Origin of the sequence: Fischerella sp. PCC 9605, from assembly GCF_000517105.1 — a bacterium.
GTDB lineage: Bacteria > Cyanobacteriota > Cyanobacteriia > Cyanobacteriales > Nostocaceae > PCC9605.
This window is the reverse complement of sequence record NZ_KI912149.1, coordinates 376,762-395,319: the sequence shown is the minus strand read 5'-3', so window position 1 is coordinate 395,319 and position 18,558 is coordinate 376,762. Positions and strand designations below refer to the sequence as shown.

The following is an 18,558-nucleotide window of genomic DNA, read 5'->3' as shown; positions in this document are numbered from 1 at the left end:
ATCCCCGATCCCCTAACATAAAATCATGACACTTCTAAATTCTGGTAGCGTCTTGGCTACATTAACTGAACTTACTCAAGTTAATCGTACCCACGCCTTACTGCGTCGTGTCAAAGACCTTTCTGTTAATGAATTTGTTTGCTTACTAGACTTTATTACTGCTGAATTCCAGCAATTTCTACGGGCAATTGAACTCATCAACAATGAAGCCCTAGAAACTATGTTGGAGAAGGTACTAGAGGCGATTACACTCAAAATTGGTCAAATTCTCCAAGCTGAACACACTACAATTTTCTTGGTAGACTACGACAAGGGTCAACTGTGGACAAAAATTCCTCAAGATAATACTCACAAACCTTTAGAAATTCGTATTCCCATTACCGTTGGCATTCCTGGTCATGTTGCCATCACAGGTCAATGTCTCAATATCTCTGAAACCTCTACTCACCCGCTTTTTAGTTCAGATCTGGAAAAACAAATGGGCTACAAGATTGATAATCTTTTATGTATGCCAGTTTTAAGTAGTAAAAACCAGGTCGTAGCAGTAGTACAACTGGCTAATAAAGCTGGAAATGTTCCCTTTGATTGTGAAGATGAAGAGCGATTTCGCAACTTTGCCTCTGCTATCGGTATTATCTTAGAAAGCTGTCAATCTTTTTACGTGGCAGCCCGTAATCAAAGGGGTGCAACTGCTCTTTTGCGGGCAACTCAAACACTAGGGCAAAGTCTTGATTTAGAAGCGACTTTGCAAATAGTCATGGAACAAGCGCGGATTTTAATGCAAGCAGACCGCAGCACACTATTTTTGTATCGTAAAGAAATGGGAGAACTTTGGACAAAAGTAGCAGCTGCGGATGGCAAAACATTGATGGAAATCCGCATTCCCGCTAACCGTGGGATTGTTGGCTATGTGGCTTCTACTGGTGAAGCGCTGAATATTCCTGACGCCTACAAAGACCCCCGTTTTGATCCCACTACAGATAAAAAGACGGGGTATGTAACTCGTAACATCCTGTGTTTGCCAGTATTCAATTCTGCTAATGAATTGATTGGTGTGACACAGTTAATTAACAAACAACAAGGCTGTTTTACTACTTCTGATGAAGAGTTTATGCGGGCTTTTAACATTCAAGCAGGAATTGCTTTAGAAAATGCCCGTTTATTTGAAAATGTACTATTAGAAAAACAGTATCAAAAAGACATTTTGCAAAGCCTTTCGGATGCCGTACTTTCTACAGATATGGACGGTCGGATTGTAACTATAAATGATGCGGCACTGGAATTGCTTGGTTGTTCTTTAACGGATATAAATGCCAAACAAAATAAACATTTATGGGAAAAAAATTTAATTGGTCGCCTTGTCTGGGAGGTTGTACCAATTGATAATTTAAAAATGCGACTGCAAGATAGTCTAAAAACGGGAGCAAGACATTATGTACCAGAGCAAAATTTGACGGTGGGATTATATTTAAATACCGCAGATGACACATTTGCCCAGGATACAGGAACTTACATTTTGGCAATAGGCGATCGCACTCAAGCAGATATTTTTATCCCCTGGAACCAACCCCTCACTCCCCAGTTCAAGTTATTGAGTGCTGATAATGTTCATAAAATCGAACGCAGCATCAATCTTACCGTTAACCCTTTGACTAACCCAGAAGGTGGTGTACGCGGCGGTTTAGTCGTTTTAGAAGACATAAGTCAGGAAAAGCGGATGAAAAATACGATGTACCGCTACCTGACTCCCCGTGTTGCCGAACAAGTAATGGCATTGGGGGAAGATGCCTTAATGGTAGGTGAACGTAAGGAAGTAACCATCTTGTTCTCCGACATTCGAGGTTACACTACTCTCACAGAAAATCTCGGTGCTGCTGAGGTGGTATCGCTGCTGAATCAGTATTTTGAGACGATGGTAGAAGCTGTATTTAACCACGAAGGCACTCTCGATAAGTTTATTGGCGATGCCTTAATGGCAGTGTTTGGCGCGCCACTACCGCTAATGGAAAACCATGCTTGGAAGGCGGTGCAAGCAGCATTAGAAATGCGGCAACGCCTTGAAGAGTTTAACCGACGGCGAGTTATCCAAGAGCAACCAAAAATTTATATTGGTATTGGCATTAGTTCGGGAGAAGTAGTCTCTGGCAATATTGGATCTCACAAACGCATGGACTACACAGTTATTGGCGATGGCGTCAATTTAAGTTCGCGTTTGGAAGCAGTGACCAAAGAATATGGTTGTGATATTATATTAAGTGAATTTACTTACAATTTATGCCGCGATCGCATCTGGGTACGCGAGTTAGACAAAATCCGCGTCAAAGGTAAACATCAGGCGGTAAACATCTACGAGTTAATTAGCGATCGCACTATATCCCTAGACACCACTACCCAAGAATTTTTGTTCCATTACCATGACGGACGTGATGCCTATTTGAGCCGTAACTTTGAGCGGGCGATCGCCTGCTTTGAAACGGCAAAAAAAATTCGGCCTGCGGATCAAGCCGTCGATATCCACTTAGAACGTGCCCGCACTTACCTTCAACAAACTCTGCCAAACTCTTGGGATGGCGTTTGGACAATGATGAACAAGTAAATTACTAGACAAAAAGTATTACTCGTAAAGGTTCGGAAATAGGGAATGGCGAATAACCACTAACCAATGACCAATGACTATTGACTGATTATTCTTCTGGCTTGTCTTCATCGTCCATACGGAAAGGGTTTTCGCCAATTCTCAGTTCTTTTTTCGATTGTTTCAAACTTTTCCAAAGAGCTTTGATTTGCTCGTAAGCCTCTTGAGGTGGGATTTTGCCAGATGTCTCTAAGTTGCAGATATAGCTGACTTTTTGTGCAAATTCCTGCAAATTAGCGTTGAACAATAAGTTCTCTGGTTTTACCTGACCGTAGTAGCGACCCCGAGGATAAAGAAAATCGTCTTTGTTAACCATTTCTCTGTTTGCTTCTCACCTCCTTTTGTTTTTAATCTCAAACTGAATAAATAGCAAATCATAATTTAGGTTCTGGGCAGCTAACTGCCTATCATTGAACACTTTAGTTAAATTTTGATCGTAATTTAAATTGATCTAAAATTGTGAGTTTTTGTATAAAAAAATACATTAAAATCTGTTATTCTATTTAATTCCAAGTAATTACTGTTGCAGGAAAAATAAAAAATACACCTTGATAGTAGTTATCCAGAACTACCTGTGCATCTATCTGTGGTCAACAGTCTTACTGAGTTACTTCACTGATGACTAATAGCTAAAGACAAAAGATAAAATGGTTAAGCCTGAAGCATAGAAGCTGGCAATAGCCCATAACTTTAACTCCTACCATGTCTGTCCATACCAAGCTATACGAAGGCAAAGCCAAAATTATCTACCCTACAGACGACCCAGAAATCTTACTGGCTGTTTTTAAAGATGATGCAACAGCATTTAACGCTCAAAAACGCGGTAGTATCCAAGAGAAAGGAAGAATAAACAACAGCATTTCCAGTAAATTATTCCAAGAATTGGAAGCACGTGGTATCAAAACCCACTTTATTGACAATCCTGCTGCAAATCAAATGCGGATCAGGGCAGTGAAAATTTTGCCATTGGAAGTAGTTGTCAGGAACATTGCTGCTGGCAGTCTTTGTCAACAAACAGGATTACCACTAGGAACTGTGCTAAAGATGCCTTTAGTAGAGTTTTATTACAAAAACGACCAATTGGGAGATCCTCTGCTAACACGCGATCGCTTGCTATTGATGGAACTAGCGACTCCGGAACAAGTTGACAGTATTACCCATCTAGCATTGAAAATCAACGATTTTCTGAAGGAATTTTTTCAGAGGTGCAACATTACCCTCGTGGATTTCAAACTAGAATTTGGTTTGGATTCACAACAACAGTTGTTATTAGCAGATGAAATTAGCCCAGATACCTGTCGTTTATGGGATATCAGTGCAGGGGACGATCCTAATCTTCGTGTGCTAGACAAAGACCGCTTCCGCCGGGACTTAGGGAATGTAGAGGACGCCTATCAGGAGGTTTTGAAAAGAGTACTAAATGAATTATGAATTATGAATTATGAATTATGAATTATGAAATTTTCAGAATTCATTATTCATGATTCTCATCTAGTCTCCAGTCTCTTTAGTAAAGGCTTTTGCAAATTTATTTCTTAACTGGAAAGGCAAAAGCACTAAATTATTTTTTACTTTTACCCTGTGACTGAAAGCTTACTTTATTTTTCATGGTGTGTGTAAGTGAAGAACAATCAAAATAAAATGCGCTTATCCCCCGTTGTGATGACAGTGATGGCGATCGCTGCTCCATTAAGCTGTTCGATCCATGCAAATGCACAAACTGCGAATAATTCCAAAAAAACAGCAGAAGTTTTAACACCAGTAACAAATCAAGAACAGGAAGTTGTTGCTGGATTCCCAACTACAGAAACGACCTCAGGGGTAATCATACCGACATTCGATCGCTCAAACAGTACACAAACTGCTCAAAATTCAAAACAAACTACAGCAGTTACAACATCAGCGACAGACCAACAAAATGAAGTTGTTGCTGTATTTCCAACAGCAGAAACGAGATCGGGGGTAATAATACCGACATCCGATCGCTCAAATAGTATACAAACTGCTCAAAATCCAAAACAAACTACAGCAGTCGCAACATCAGCAACAAATCAACAACAAAAAGTTGTCACTGAACCAGGTGCATCAGCATTAAAGACAACACCAAAGAGCATAACACCAACCTCGACAAATCCAACAACTGCACAAAGTCCTGGCATAACTTCCCCTACAAATACTCCGCCTTCTCCAACTCAACAACCACCAACCACCAACCAACAACCTCCTTTCCCAACTCAACAACCACCAACCACCAACCAACAACCACCAACCACCAACCAACAACCTCCTTCCCCAACTCAACAACCACCAACCATCAACCAACAACCACCAGCAGAGGCTGAACCTCGTGTGCTGGTATCGGAAGTTTTAATTAGAACTGAGAAGGGACAGCCTTTACCACCGCAACTGGAAAACGATGTTTACGCCGCAATTCGTACCCAGCCGGGGCGGACGACAACGCGATCGCAACTGCAACAAGATATTAATGCCGTCTTTACCACTGGCTTTTTCTCTAATGTTCAGGCAGTGCCAGAAGATACACCATTAGGGGTACGGGTGACTTTCTTAGTTCAGCTTAACCCAGTTCTGAATCAGGTAAGAATTGACGCCAATCCTAATACCGGCGTTCCCTCGGTATTACCTCCAAATGTTCCAAATCAAATTTTTAAGAACCAGTACGGTAGAATCCTTAACTTGCGGGAGTTGCAACAAAGTATTCAACAGTTACTCAAATGGTATCAAGACCAAGGTTACGTTTTAGCGCAGGTAGTTGGAGCGCCGCAGGTATCTGAAAACGGAGTCGTCACCCTGAGTGTAGCGGAGGGGGTAGTGGAAGATATTAACGTCAGATATCGCACTAAAGAAGGTCAGGAGACTGACAAAGAAGGACGACCAATCAGGGGAAGGACGCAACCATATATCATTACACGAGAACTGCAATTAAAGCCCAAACAGGTATTCAACCGCAACATTGTGCAAAGAGACTTGCAGCGGGTATACGGACTGGGACTATTTGAGGACGTAAATGTTTCTCTTGACCCCGGTACTGACCCTAGGCAAGTGAATGTGGTTGTCAATGTTGTTGAGCGTAGTAGCGGTTCTATTGCAGCAGGGGCGGGTATTAGTTCTGCTAGTGGACTGTTTGGCACTATCAGCTATCAAGAGCAAAACCTGAACGGAAGAAACCAAAAACTGGGTGCCGAGTTAGAGGTAGGTCAACGGGAATTGCTGTTTGATGTTCGGTTTACCGATCCTTGGATAGCTGGAGACCCTTACCGAACTTCCTACACAGCAAATCTTTTCCGTAGTCGTTCGATTTCTTTGATTTATGAAGGGGAAGATGATAACATCGAAACCTTTAAAGAAGGTGAGGACGATGGCGATACCCCCCGTATTTTACGTCTAGGTGGTGGCATCAACTTTAGCCGTCCTTTGTCCAAAAATCCTTATGAGCGTGCAGAATGGACAGCTTCAGCCGGTGTAAGATATCAACGAGTTTCCACTCGTGATTCTGATGGTGACATTAGAAAGCAAGCAACAATATTCGAGAACGATCAACCTACAGAAATAATCGACCTGACCGAATCTGGAACTGGTCAAGATGACTTGCTGACATTACAACTAGCCGCAGTACGTGACAAACGCAACAATGCTTTGCAACCAACCAGTGGTTCTTTCTTCCGCCTAGGATTAGACCAGTCCGTACCTGTAGGACTAGGGAACATTTTGATGAGCAAGATTCGGGGTAGCTATAGCTACTACATTCCTGTAAAATTCACCAACTTTAATGAAGGACCGCAAACCCTTGCTTTTAACATCCAAGGTGGAACCATACTTGGTGACGTGCCTTCCTACGAAGCGTTTACTCTAGGTGGTAGCAACTCCGTCCGGGGCTACGAAGAAGGTGCATTAGCCAGTAGCAGCAGTTTCTTGCAAGCTTCAGTAGAGTATCGCTTTCCTGTTTTCTCTGTAGTCAGCGGCGCACTATTTTTTGATGCTGCTACTGACCTCGGAACAGAAACCAAGGCAGGTGATTTGTTGGATAAAAACGGTAGTGGCTACGGCTACGGTCTCGGTGTGCGAGTACAGTCCCCATTAGGTCCTATCCGCATTGACTACGGTTTCAACGATGAAGGAGACAGCCGTATTAATTTTGGTATTGGCGAAAGATTTTAAGTAGTCATTAGTCATTGGTCATTGGTCATTAGCTTTTGGCAAATGACAAATGACAAAGGACAAATGACCCTTACGGGTACTCTGCGAGAAGCCGCCCTGCGGGCGTCTACATGGGGGAAACCCCCTTTGGAGCGCGCTGGCTCACAAATGACAAATGACAAAGGACTATATGCAGCAACAAACTCTCGCAACTGAAATTAGCCAAACAGGAGTGGGATTGCATAGCGGTGCAAGTACTCAGGTGCGGATACTACCAGCAGAAGCAGGCAGTGGACGTTACTTTGTACGAGTAGATTTACCCAACACTCCGATAATTCCAGCACAAGTAACGGCGGTTAGTCAGACTGTTCTCTCTACTCAGTTAGGGAAAACAGAGGCAAGTGTCCGAACTGTGGAGCATTTGTTAGCAGCCCTAGCAGGTATGGGTGTAGATAACGTCCGGATTGAAATCGACGGCCCAGAAGTACCGCTTTTGGACGGTTCAGCAAAAGTGTGGACAGAAAGCATAGCTCAAGTGGGTTTAGTCTCACAAACCCTAACCATAGAAAATGCGCCTCAGCCCATAAATGAGCCAATATGGGTGCGTCAGGAGGATGCTTTTGTTTGCGCCCTACCTGCACCAGCAACCCGCTTTACCTATGGCATTGATTTCGAGCTACCTGCTATTAGTAACCAATGGCACAGTTGGTCTCCGCCTACCGACCTAGGGAATACTGATGCGAGCTTTGCAGCAGAAATTGCCCCCGCCCGTACCTTTGGTTTGTTACATCAAATTGAATACCTACAAAAATCCGGGTTAATCAAAGGTGGAAGCTTAGAAAATGCTCTCGTATGCGGGCCTGATGGCTGGCTAAATCCACCATTAAGATTTGCAAATGAGCCAGTACGTCATAAAATTTTGGATCTAGTAGGAGACTTAAGTTTATTGGGGACTTTCCCCTGCGCTCACTTCTTGGCTTATAAAGCCAGCCACAATTTACACGTTCAACTGGCGCAAAAAATTTGGGATTTGCGACCGGGGAGTGGTAAGTAGTTATTTGGATAGTAGTTAGTGGTTAGTGGTATTTTTACAAACCACTACTAAACAATCTCTAATACTAAACTATTTAGTCTCCTGCAAGTCAAACCAAAATATAAAATCAACAACACCACCAATGTCAACTGTCACCGAACTAAATTCTACCGATAGTCCCACACCAGCAACAACTCAGGAGCAATTAGATTATTCCACTACGACTCCATCTGAAACAAAAACCATTTTCACAATAGAAGAAATTCAGAAACTTCTACCGCACCGCTACCCCTTCGCACTAGTAGACCGGATTATTGACTACGTACCTGGGAAACGAGCTGTTGGCATCAAAAATGTCACGATTAACGAACCCCATTTTCAAGGACATTTTCCAGGACGTCCGATTATGCCAGGTGTGCTGATTGTAGAAGCAATGGCACAAGTTGGTGGTGTCGTGATGACACAAGCGGCAGAATTGGAAGGTGGACTCTTCCTATTTGCTGGTATAGATAAAGTCCGCTTTCGTCGCCAAGTTGTTCCCGGAGATCAACTAGTGATGACAGTGGAACTGTTATGGGTGAAACAACGTCGTTTCGGTAAAATGCAAGCTCGTGCCGAAGTTGACGGTCAGCTCGCTGCTGAAGGCGAACTAATGTTTTCCCTTGTAAACTAAAAATTTACTCTAGTAGTAGAGGCACGGCCGTGACGTGCCTTCACTAAATCCTGTTCCAGGATATCTGTAACAGCAACAAGCCATAACTGTATAGTCTGATTTCTAGATTTTTGCCGCCCTCACACCAAAGTAGCTTACCCGATACTTTCGGCTACAGAATTCAGATGCGCCACGGCGCGTCTCTACAAGACTCAGCACGCTTACTGTTCTGGAGATGCATCCTTGAAGACGCTTATTCATCCAACTGCTGTAATTCATCCTAACGCGGAGCTGCACCCGACAGTACAAGTCGGTGCCTATGCTGTGATTGGAGGGCATGTGAAAGTCGGTCCCGAAACCGTAATTGGCGCTCATGCAGTGCTAGATGGACCTGTAGAAATTGGGGCACGAAATCAGATTTTTACAGGAGCCGCTATTGGCTTGGAACCCCAAGATTTAAAATATGCTGGCGAATTGAGCTGGGTTAAGATTGGCGATGATAACTTAATTAGAGAATACGTTACAATTAATCGAGCTACTGGTACAGGTGGAGAGACTCGCATCGGCAATAGCAACCTACTGATGGCTTATGTCCATGTGGGGCATAACTGTGTAATTGAAGACTCAGTAGTGATTGCCAACTCAGTAGCACTGGCGGGTCATGTTCACATCGAATCCCGTGCCAGACTAAGTGGGGTTTTGGGTGTTCATCAATTCGTGCATATAGGTAAGCACTCAATGATAGGGGGTATGGCACGTATTGACCGGGATGTACCGCCTTATATGACGGTAGAAGGAAATCCAGCACGGATACGAACACTTAATCTTATCGGACTCAAACGCGCTGGTTTTTCAGCTACTGACTTACAAACCTTGAAAAAAGCTTTCCGTATTCTCTATCGTTCTGACTTAATTTTCAAGGATGCCTTGGAACAACTAGAACTTTTGGGAGATACGGAACATTTACAGCATCTGCGTCGCTTCCTCCTACTTTCTCAAATGCCGGGAAGACGTGGCTTAATTCCTGGAAAAGGGAAAGCAGCTAGTAAGGATGATGAATCTTGACAATAAGGGATTAGGGACTAGGGACTGGGGACTGGGGCATAGGGCAAGGGGCAATGGGCATCGGTAAGAAAACCAATCACCAATCACCAATCACCAATCCCCAATCCCCAATCCCCATTGCCCCTAATCCCTACTAAGAGCGGTCGTGGGGGCCCCGAGTTCCCCAATTCCCAATCCCCAATCCCTCATTCCAAAATGCGAATATTTATCAGTACTGGTGAAGTGTCTGGCGATTTACAAGGGTCGTTATTGGTTGCCGCTTTGCAACGGCAAGCCCTTGCTGCTGGACTGGAATTAGAAGTTGTGGCATTGGGTGGCGAAAAAATGGCAGCAGCAGGAGCCATTCTATTAGGTAATACTAGTAAAATTGGCTCTTTTGGTCTTTTGGAATCTCTGCCTTTTGTGTTACCGACTCTGCAAATTCAGCGGCAGGCGATCGCTTATCTCAAGCAAAATCCTCCTGATTTGGTTGTATTGATTGACTACATGGGGCCAAATCTGGGCATAGGTAATTACATTCGCCGCCAACTGCCGCAAGTGCCAGTAGTATATTACATTGCACCTCAACTTTGGGTTTGTCCGATCGCACCTCGTGACACAGCCCGGATTGTTGGTTTTAGCGATAAAATGTTAGCGATTTTCCCGCAGGAAGCGCGTTATTTTCAAGACAACGGTGCAAATGTGACTTGGGTAGGACATCCATTGGTAGACAGGATAGAAAACTTTCCTAGTCGAGAAGCGGCGCGTGCCAAGTTGGGAATTGTGGATGATGCGATCGCCGTAGCGCTTCTACCTGCCTCCCGTCACCAAGAACTTAAATATCTCTTGCCAGTGATGTTCCAAGCAGCACAGGAAATACAAAACAAACTGCCACAGTTGCATTTTTGGATTCCCCTGTCTCTGGAAATTTATCGAGATAAAATAGAAAAACAGATACAACGGTACGGTTTACGAGCCACTGTAGTATCGGGACAACAACAGGAAGTGCTTGCTGCCGCTGATTTAGCAATTACTAAGTGCGGCACTGTGAATTTAGAACTTGCTTTGTTAAACGTGCCGCAGGTGGTGATTTATCGCCTTAACCCCTTCACTTACTGGATTGGCCGCAATATCCTGAAAATAACTTTTCCTTTTGCCTCGCCAGTTAACCTGATGGTGATGAAAGGGATTGTGCCGGAGTTTATTCAAGAAACAGCAACTCCAGAGAATATTGTTCAAGCAGCAGTAGAATCTTTGCTGAACCAGGAACGCAAACAGCAAATACAGGCAGATTATCAAGAAATGCGACGGTGTATAGGAGAAGTAGGAGTGTGCGATCGCGCTGCTAAAGAAATTTTGCAAATGCTGCCGAATTTTTAAGTCCATGCGCGGAAGAAGGTGCTTTCCTCCCAAATTCTCGCAGTGCGCTTTTCAATACTTGCTAATTCGCCTGGAGAAAGTTCTTGATAAGCCTGTGCTATCTTGACATTTTCTTCTAGTTGCTTGACGCTTTCAGCCGCAATCGCACAGCAATGAACTCCTGGCTGAGAAAGGCTGTATCCCAAAGCTTGCTGCATACCTGCCAATCCACCTGCTTTGAATAAGCGACCGTAGGCGGGTACTTTCATCGCGATTACGCCGACATTTTTTTCTCGTGCTACTGGTAAAACTACAGGCATAAACGGACGTGGATGATGCTTATCTGCGGCATTTACGGGTATGAGGGTTGTGTGAAAGGGATAGCGACGCAAACCTTCGGCAATTACTGCTGGATCGTGGTGTCCAGTAATACCAATAAATCGGACTAGTTTTTGTTGCATTGCCTCTTCCAAAGCTTTAATTGCTCCGGATGCACTAAAGATAGTATCCAGTTCTTCACGGAAAGAAACGTGATGTAACTGCCACAAGTCAAGATAGTCTGTGTTCAGACGTTTGAGACTTCTTTCTAATTCTCGCCACGCACCATCCCGGCTTCTTTCATCTGTCTTACTGGCTAAAAATAACTTAGTGCGATCGCGTGGCAATACTTTTCCCAAATAATCTTCACTAGGCCCGTAACTCGCAGCAGTATCAAAATAACGGATGCCAAGTTGCAAAGCTCGTTCAATAATTGCCACAGCATCTCGTTCTTTTCCATTCCAAGATAGCGGCGTTTGACCTGCTCCCCCCAACCCAAAGATAGGGACTTTTACCTCCGTGCGTCCCAACACTCGTTCTGGCATAGTCGCTGGTGTCGCAGGGTTTGTGTTACCTTGTTGCAACGCTGTACTTCCCACAATGCCGCCAGCTACAGCAGCGCTGGTAATTAAGAAATTGCGCCGCGTCGTTCTTCCTGTCATGGTTTGGCTTCCGTGGCGAAACTGCTTGTCTGTGTTTTATTGTAACGAAGGATATACAGACAGAGAAAACTGTTTTTCTAAACTAAATTTTCCGATCGTAAAACTCTGCGAGCCTCTGCGGAATCTTCTGCACTCCTCTGCGTTTAAAAAATATATTATTCTTCCGATGATGATAAGACGCTTGATGCTCTTTTGAAAGTGCATAGCTCGGATATAGTACACCCTAAAATAATTCAAATTATTTACAACCTTCAGTACTTTTACCTTGTAAATAACTTTGAATAATACATCCTTGTCGTTGAAATATTTGATTCTTCCCTACTATATAAATACCAATTAATACTATAGCGATCGCAATATATTGCTTTCCAGTTAGCTTTTTAGCAAAAGATAAAATTTGTTGTTTAAATATAAATTTTTTAATTTCGATATTTGATGATTGCTTGTTCAGTGAAGCAGTGAGTGCTTGCTGTAATTCTAAATTTAATTCTTGACTCCAAACCGCAAAATTCTTACCTTGTTGAAAACCGTCAACTTTTACCTTTTTGATAGTTTCAGACCTCAAGCCCATGATTTCTTGACGCACATATTTAACTAGGTTCTGTTGATCCGGTACTTGAGTGGATTCCAATATCACCCGTAAACAGCCATTTTTGAGAGTAACTTTCACTGTGACGTTTTTCAGTTGCAATTGGCTGTTCATTAGAGATGCGATCGCCTTGACATCTCCTTGCTTTGCCAGTTCCAAAATATTCGCCTGTGTCATAAACACTAGAAGTGAAGAGCTGAAAACATAACTATTGCATCAAAGATAACCTAATTTTTACAACTCGTTCCTCAGTGTTTATACCAAAATTTTAGGCGAAAAAATCTTAAATAAACTAGCTTATTTTAGTTCATGTCAAATTACGTTTAAACCTAAACATTACATAAATTATTTAAATTTTGTAAATGCTTTAATTCCTAGCTGTGGCACTTTGCTGTGCAAATTCCTTATGAATTTGATACTGTCTAATTTTTTCCTGAGCCATACCATAATTAGCGCTAGTGTTCGGTACAGCTTTCATGAGGGCGATCGCTTCTTCCCAGCTATTAGCAACTACCTTCCACTCACTTTCAGATTGTGCTAGTTTTGCTAGTTTCGCTGCACGTCTAGCTTTGTTAATCGCTTGATTATATTTTTTATCTACAGGTACAGTTTTACTAGAAGAGAGTGTTACTGTCTCAGCAGATATGTTTGCCGATATAGTTTGTTTGACTTCTGGCAACTTAGCAAATGAGTATAACCATAGAGCTACTAAGGGGATGAGAATAAATGTAAATACTCGTTTGGGAATTTTACGATAGTTGTTAGTAAAACTAAGAAAATTTGATTTCTTCTGAGGTGCTGCTTTGGTTTTTTGTATTTCAGTTAAAACAACTTCTGGCTGCGGTGTTACATTGGGAACATAACTAGCTATAGGCATGTTTGTACTTTCAGATTCATCAGATTCAACACTATCGCTACTACCAAAAACTAGACGACATTTAAATGAATACTCAATTTGATAAAAGATAGCGGCACTAATCAGCCAGACAATCGCAAAGATTGGTTTGATCTTGCTGTAGTTTTGACCGGATTCATAAATTATTTGGGTATAGTTAAGCTGGAATAAAGGTAAAAGAGGAGTACAAACTAAAATTGCTGTCAGTGTAGATAGAATAAGTACTAGCCAGCCATACAAGCTTTCTCTCCAACTGATTAGTCCAGGGAAAAATCCTCTCACTTTGCTTGTCTTTTCTCCTGGAATTGCTGAAATAAAAAAACTGAGGAAAAAGTGATGCAGAAAAGCGATCGCTGGTATGGGTAATAAGAGTAAGAATATTACCCAAATGGTAACTGATTCTGGTTTGTCTGACCATTGAGCCAGATTGAGCCACAAGTTGTTATTACGCTTGATTGTAGCTACAAATACAGTCATCAGCAAAGACAGTATCAGGGCATTTAGCCATGAATAGGGATGAGGAAACCATCTCAGCAATCCAAACTTTTTCATATCTCACACGTCCTCTGTTCTAATTGAGTGGATAGCCGTCCATACCTCTGAAAAATGCTGTTACTCTAACATCACTATTGCCAAAATGTTTAGCTATATGATAAGTATCGATAATTTTTCCGTCGCATAAGATGATACAGCAATTTTCCCGACTCGTAACACAAGTCTGAAGGAAGGAGGCAAAAGACAGCACTCATAACCCCTGTGGAGGGTTCCCCATTCAAGAGATGATTGTGTAAGGTGAGGAGACAATTTTTAACCTGAACTGAAATACTGTCATGGCAATAGAATCTGCCCTAGGCGAAGTTGGAATAGAACAAAACTTAAAACAATTTCTTCTGGTACTCTCGGTCTCCTTGAGTGTGGCGACTTTACCGCAAGTCTTTAGCTGGTTTCGCCAAATCCCATATACCTTACTTTTAGTGATTGCTGGATTGGGATTAGCGCTGGTAGATGTGCGGTTAGTTAATCTTTCTCCGGAATTAATTTTGGCGATTTTCCTCCCGCCTTTATTGTTTGAAGCTGCTTGGAATTTGAAGTGGTCTGACTTAAAGCGGGATTTAATCCCTATCTGTCTGTATGCAGTTGTGGGAGTACTGATTTCTATAGCAGGTATAGCGCTGGGTTTAAATCTCTTGTCAAGACTACCGCTAACAACAGCGCTGCTAGTAGGAGCTAGTTTATCTGCTACCGATCCTGTTTCTGTGACAGCTTTGTTTCGAGAACTGGGAGTAGATAAACGCCTCACAACCTTGATGGAAGGCGAAAGCCTGTTTAATGATGGCATGGCAGTTGTTGCCTTCGGCTTTCTAGTTGCACTGCCTTTAGGAACAGTACAACTAGAATTCCAGCCTTTGGTGGTTCAACTATTTAGTGTTGTTGGTATTGGTATAGCTGTTGGTGGTTTGATTGGGTTTGGTATTTCCTATTTGACCCAAAGATTCGATTTGCCACTCGTGGAACAGTCTTTAACTCTCGTCTCTGCTTACGGAACTTACATCATTGCAGAAGAACTTGGTGGATCTGGGGTGATTGCAGTTGTCACCACTGGCTTGATTTTAGGTAACTTTGGTTCCCGAATTGGCATGAATCCGCGAACACGGGTGATTGTCAGTGAATTTTGGGAATTTTTGGCATTTTTTGTTAATTCTATTGTTTTTCTGTTGATTGGTGACCAAGTTAGATTTGTTGACTTGGCTGAAAATCTGAATATCATCGCTGTCACGATCGCGGGGATGGTTTTAGCAAGGGCGATCGCTGTTTACGGTTTGGGATTTCTCAGCAATCGCCTTGCCAACTCCAATATCCCCTTACCAGAACAAACTATACTTTGGTGGGGAGGTCTGCGGGGGTCTGTCTCCATCGCCCTAGCACTGAGCGTACCAAATATTCTTACCGAACGAGAAGACCTGATCAACACTGTATTTGGAGTAGTTTTATTTACTCTTTTAGTGCAGGGATTGACTACTAAACCTTTACTAGAAAAACTCAGACTTCTTGGCGATCAGCCTCTGCGACAAGAATATTTAGAACTCGTTGCCCGCCAGACTGCCCTCAAACGTGTTTTAACATACCTCGGACAAGTAGAAAAACGCCCAGGACTTGATCCAGAGTTTTACCGCTATCAGGAGGCTTTAATTAAAGGCGAACTCAAGCGCTTAGAAGAACAAATTGATAAATTACAGGATGATTACCCCAATCTGCGAAGCTTCACAGCCGAACAGTTGCGAATGGAATTATTAGCAGTAGAGGCAGATACTTACGCGGAATTTGTGCGATCGGGTCGGTTAAATCAAGAACTTGCTCCTTTGCTTGAGGATGTTCTTGAGGATGGGTATTAGATTTCTTTCCTCTTAGTGTCTTAGTGTCTTGGTGTTTCAATAATTCTTTTTTCACCACAAAGACACAAAGACACCAAGAAAAAAGCATTGTAGCAACTGGCGTTAAAGGGGCAAGGTTAAAGGGATGAAAAAACGCCTTTTGTTTCCTTTATGGCGCACTTAAGACACCTTTAATAAGGTACATACTTATACTTCCCGTGGATGATGAAAAATTTAGCGAGTTGTAATTAGGTTATTTAAGCCGTGCTTAGGGCTAACAACTAGGTTTCCCTGTATTGAATTCAAACTGAATTAGCGTCAAATATATTAGATATGCCAGAATTTGCCGGAGAATTACCTATTCGCGAACCAGCGTGGAATGCGATCGCATCTGTAGAGAATATCCAACGCCATCAGCGAGGAATAAATTTTGACTGCGGTGTTTCTCGCCTTTCTCTGAGTGTTCTTGCTCCCAACCTCATCCGCGTACGTTTTTCGCCTACAGGAGAATTTAGATCAAGGCGTTCTTGGGCTGTGACACTAGCAGATGAAGAGTGGGCTGTTGTATCTTTCGACGTACAGGAGACAGACAAAGAAATCACCATTGAAACGGAGAAAATCCGGGTGTGTGTCCAGCGCTATCCTTGCCGAGTCCAGTTTTTTGACAAAGCAGGTCGTCCTTTTGCCCAAGATACAGGTTTGGGGATAGGTTGGCGGCAAATGGGAGAAGGTAAAAACCAAGTAGCTTGCTGGAAGCGCATCGAAGCCGAGGAAAAGTATTACGGCTTTGGAGAACGGGCGGGATTGCTCAACCAAAAGGGTAAGCGTCTGACCCATTGGACTACAGATTGCCTAGATTACACCATGCTGACGGATGCAATGTACCAAGCAATTCCATTTTTTATGGCATTGCGTCCGCAGGTTGGCTATGGTTTATTTTTTAACACCACTTTCTGGAGTCGATTTGATGTGGGTGCAGACGAAACAGATACTCTCCGGTTAGAAACCCTTGGGGTCGAACTAGATTATTACATCATCTACAGTCCCGAACCCGCAGAAATAGTCCGTACTTACACGCAATTGACGGGGCGAATGTCACTACCTCCCCAATGGGCACTGGGTTATCATCAATGCCGCTGGAGTTACGACTCGGAAACAGAAGTGCGGCAATTGGTACACCAACTGCGTCAGCGCCGCATTCCCTGCGATGTCATCCACTTAGATGTTGATTATATGTTCGGCTACCGGGTGTTTACATGGAACCCGAGGCGGTTTCCAGATCCGCAAAAATTACTCGGTGACTTGGCAGCAGATGGTTTCAAGGTTGTCACCATTGTCGATCCGGGGGTGAAATTTGAGCCGCAATCAGATTACAGTGTTTATGATGAAGGGCTAGAAAAAGACTACTTTATTCGCAAGGCAAACGGCAAAGTTTTTCACGGCTATGTTTGGCCTGGTCGGGCAGTCTTTGCTGATTTCCTCCGTCCGGATGTGCGCCAGTGGTGGGGAGATTTGCAACACAACCTTACCGATATGGGCGTTGCTGGTATTTGGAATGACATGAATGAGCCAGCAATGAACGATCGCCCGTTTGGAGATGAGGGAGGGCAAAAAATTTTCTTCCCGACGGATGCACCCAGCGGCCCTGGAGATGAGCGCACAACCTACGCCGAAACCCACAATCTTTATGGCATGATGATGGCGCGCGCCTCTAGGGAAGGACTAGAAAAGCTAAGAGAGCGATCGCGTTCTTTTGTACTGACTCGGTCTGGTTACGCAGGCGTGCAGCGGTGGTCAGCGGTGTGGACGGGGGATAACCACTCACTGTGGGAATACCTAGAAATGTCCCTACCCATGCTCTGTAATTTAGGTTTGTCTGGTGTAGCATTTGTAGGTGCAGATATAGGGGGATTTGCTAGCGATGCCACACCAGAATTGTTTGCCCGCTGGATGCAAGCAGGAATGCTGTATCCTTTTATGCGTGCCCACTCAATGATTAACACCAAGCGCCATGAACCTTGGGAATTTGGCCCGCAAGTAGAAGAAATCTGCCGTCAATACATCGAACTGCGTTACCGATTGCTACCTTACATATATACGCTGTTCTGGGAAGCGACGACTACAGGCGCACCAATTCTGCGACCCCTATTTTATCACTATCCCAATGACTCAAAAACCCATGAACTGTACGATCAGGTACTTTTAGGTTCATCCTTGATGGCTGCGCCCGTCTACCGACCAGGGGTAGAGAACCGCATAGTTTATCTACCAGAAGGAACTTGGTATGATTGGTGGACTGGAGAGCGTTACGAAGGTTCGACGCATATCCTCGCCCATGCACCCATAGAAACAATGCCTATGTACATTCGTGCTGGGTCGGTTATTCCCCTCGGCCCGGTAATGCAGTATGTAGGCGAGTTACCAATGAATGAACTTAGGTTAAGAGTAGCCCCTGGTACAGGCGAGTGGACATTATACGAAGACGACGGACATACCTTTGAATATCGCCAAGGTGCTTGGTCAACAACAACCTATCGGGTGTATTTAGAAGGCACGCAGGTGGTAGCTGACATCCAAGCAAGACAAGGACAGTGGACTCCACCCCAGCGCAGAGTAATTGTTGAGGTGATGGGAAAAGGAGAGCAAGAATTTAACGATGATGGTTCTGCGCGTCGCCTAGTCTTTTCTTAAGGGTATCTTGCCTTTTAATGAGAACTTCTTTGGCTGAGTGATACCAAGTTGTGTTCAGATATAGCAATTCGTGCCCTCTCCCCCTCCCCTCTCCCAAATTGGGAGAGGGGGGTGAGGGAAGTACTATCTTTGACTGCAACCTAGTATGAATAT

General features: G+C 43.4%; 13 protein-coding genes. 9 read left to right on the top strand and 4 right to left on the bottom strand.

Annotation, left to right across the window (positions count from 1 at the left end):
- The first annotated feature begins 25 nt into the window (after window positions 1-25).
- Window positions 26-2,596: a GAF domain-containing protein gene (locus FIS9605_RS0116625; protein WP_026733610.1), complete on the top strand. Its 2,571-nt coding sequence runs from the start codon at window positions 26-28 to the stop codon at window positions 2,594-2,596.
- Between the two features lie 88 nt (window positions 2,597-2,684).
- On the opposite strand, the gene FIS9605_RS0116620 is transcribed toward FIS9605_RS0116625, so the two are convergent.
- Window positions 2,685-2,951, bottom strand: a complete 267-nt coding sequence (locus FIS9605_RS0116620; RefSeq protein ID WP_026733609.1) for a DUF7219 family protein — start codon at window positions 2,949-2,951, stop codon at window positions 2,685-2,687.
- A 386-nt stretch (window positions 2,952-3,337) separates the two neighbouring features.
- Between FIS9605_RS0116620 and purC the strand changes: the two genes are divergently transcribed.
- The 6 genes from purC (at window position 3,338) to lpxB (ending at window position 10,899) form a co-directional block, all read left to right on the top strand.
- Window positions 3,338-4,066: a phosphoribosylaminoimidazolesuccinocarboxamide synthase gene (gene purC, locus FIS9605_RS0116615; RefSeq protein WP_026733608.1), complete on the top strand. Its 729-nt coding sequence runs from the start codon at window positions 3,338-3,340 to the stop codon at window positions 4,064-4,066.
- Between the two features lie 210 nt (window positions 4,067-4,276).
- The gene (locus FIS9605_RS0116610; RefSeq protein ID WP_026733607.1) at window positions 4,277-6,811 is read left to right on the top strand and encodes a BamA/TamA family outer membrane protein; all 2,535 of its coding nucleotides are present in this window, start codon (window positions 4,277-4,279) and stop codon (window positions 6,809-6,811) included.
- Window positions 6,812-6,980: 169 nt separating this feature from the next.
- On the top strand, window positions 6,981-7,844 hold the full coding sequence (lpxC, locus tag FIS9605_RS0116605) for a UDP-3-O-acyl-N-acetylglucosamine deacetylase (RefSeq protein ID WP_026733606.1): 864 nt from the start codon (window positions 6,981-6,983) through the stop codon (window positions 7,842-7,844).
- 121 nt (window positions 7,845-7,965) lie between these two features.
- Window positions 7,966-8,496, top strand: coding sequence for a 3-hydroxyacyl-ACP dehydratase FabZ (gene fabZ, locus FIS9605_RS0116600; protein ID WP_026733605.1), 531 nt, complete (start codon window positions 7,966-7,968; stop codon window positions 8,494-8,496).
- A gap of 222 nt (window positions 8,497-8,718) precedes the next feature.
- On the top strand, window positions 8,719-9,540 hold the full coding sequence (lpxA, locus tag FIS9605_RS0116595; RefSeq protein ID WP_026733604.1) for an acyl-ACP--UDP-N-acetylglucosamine O-acyltransferase: 822 nt from the start codon (window positions 8,719-8,721) through the stop codon (window positions 9,538-9,540).
- A gap of 195 nt (window positions 9,541-9,735) precedes the next feature.
- Window positions 9,736-10,899: a lipid-A-disaccharide synthase gene (gene lpxB, locus FIS9605_RS0116590; RefSeq protein ID WP_026733603.1), complete on the top strand. Its 1,164-nt coding sequence runs from the start codon at window positions 9,736-9,738 to the stop codon at window positions 10,897-10,899.
- Here lpxB and FIS9605_RS0116585 read toward each other — a convergent pair.
- The 3 genes from FIS9605_RS0116585 to FIS9605_RS0116575 all read right to left on the bottom strand — a co-directional run bounded on the left by FIS9605_RS0116585 (window position 10,896) and on the right by FIS9605_RS0116575 (window position 13,894).
- On the bottom strand, window positions 10,896-11,858 hold the full coding sequence (locus FIS9605_RS0116585; RefSeq protein ID WP_026733602.1) for an aldo/keto reductase: 963 nt from the start codon (window positions 11,856-11,858) through the stop codon (window positions 10,896-10,898). The two genes, lpxB and FIS9605_RS0116585, sit on opposite strands and share 4 nt — an antisense overlap.
- Before the next feature lie 238 nt (window positions 11,859-12,096).
- Window positions 12,097-12,624, bottom strand: a complete 528-nt coding sequence (locus FIS9605_RS0116580) for a hypothetical protein (protein WP_026733601.1) — start codon at window positions 12,622-12,624, stop codon at window positions 12,097-12,099.
- A gap of 190 nt (window positions 12,625-12,814) precedes the next feature.
- A complete protein-coding gene (locus FIS9605_RS0116575; protein ID WP_026733600.1) occupies window positions 12,815-13,894 on the bottom strand; it encodes a hypothetical protein in 1,080 nt (359 codons plus the stop codon).
- 278 nt (window positions 13,895-14,172) lie between these two features.
- Between FIS9605_RS0116575 and FIS9605_RS0116570 the strand changes: the two genes are divergently transcribed.
- Window positions 14,173-15,735: a cation:proton antiporter gene (locus FIS9605_RS0116570; RefSeq protein ID WP_026733599.1), complete on the top strand. Its 1,563-nt coding sequence runs from the start codon at window positions 14,173-14,175 to the stop codon at window positions 15,733-15,735.
- Between the two features lie 312 nt (window positions 15,736-16,047).
- Complete coding sequence (locus tag FIS9605_RS0116565) at window positions 16,048-18,405, top strand: glycoside hydrolase family 31 protein (RefSeq protein WP_026733598.1); 2,358 nt, start codon at window positions 16,048-16,050, stop codon at window positions 18,403-18,405.
- Window positions 18,406-18,558 lie beyond the last annotated feature (153 nt).

What these genes read in the sequence shown, in the direction of transcription:
- lpxC (WP_026733606.1), top strand. Translation starts at nt 6,981, where the DNA reads ATGCAGCAACAAACTCTCGCAACTGAAATTAGCCAAACAGGAGTGGGA.
- FIS9605_RS0116585 (WP_026733602.1), bottom strand. Translation starts at nt 11,858, where the DNA reads ATGACAGGAAGAACGACGCGGCGCAATTTCTTAATTACCAGCGCTGCT.
- fabZ (WP_026733605.1), top strand. Translation starts at nt 7,966, where the DNA reads ATGTCAACTGTCACCGAACTAAATTCTACCGATAGTCCCACACCAGCA.
- FIS9605_RS0116580 (WP_026733601.1), bottom strand. Translation starts at nt 12,624, where the DNA reads ATGACACAGGCGAATATTTTGGAACTGGCAAAGCAAGGAGATGTCAAG.
- FIS9605_RS0116570 (WP_026733599.1), top strand. Translation starts at nt 14,173, where the DNA reads ATGGCAATAGAATCTGCCCTAGGCGAAGTTGGAATAGAACAAAACTTA.
- purC (WP_026733608.1), top strand. Translation starts at nt 3,338, where the DNA reads ATGTCTGTCCATACCAAGCTATACGAAGGCAAAGCCAAAATTATCTAC.
- FIS9605_RS0116575 (WP_026733600.1), bottom strand. Translation starts at nt 13,894, where the DNA reads ATGAAAAAGTTTGGATTGCTGAGATGGTTTCCTCATCCCTATTCATGG.
- FIS9605_RS0116565 (WP_026733598.1), top strand. Translation starts at nt 16,048, where the DNA reads ATGCCAGAATTTGCCGGAGAATTACCTATTCGCGAACCAGCGTGGAAT.
- FIS9605_RS0116625 (WP_026733610.1), top strand. Translation starts at nt 26, where the DNA reads ATGACACTTCTAAATTCTGGTAGCGTCTTGGCTACATTAACTGAACTT.
- FIS9605_RS0116620 (WP_026733609.1), bottom strand. Translation starts at nt 2,951, where the DNA reads ATGGTTAACAAAGACGATTTTCTTTATCCTCGGGGTCGCTACTACGGT.
- lpxB (WP_026733603.1), top strand. Translation starts at nt 9,736, where the DNA reads ATGCGAATATTTATCAGTACTGGTGAAGTGTCTGGCGATTTACAAGGG.
- FIS9605_RS0116610 (WP_026733607.1), top strand. Translation starts at nt 4,277, where the DNA reads ATGCGCTTATCCCCCGTTGTGATGACAGTGATGGCGATCGCTGCTCCA.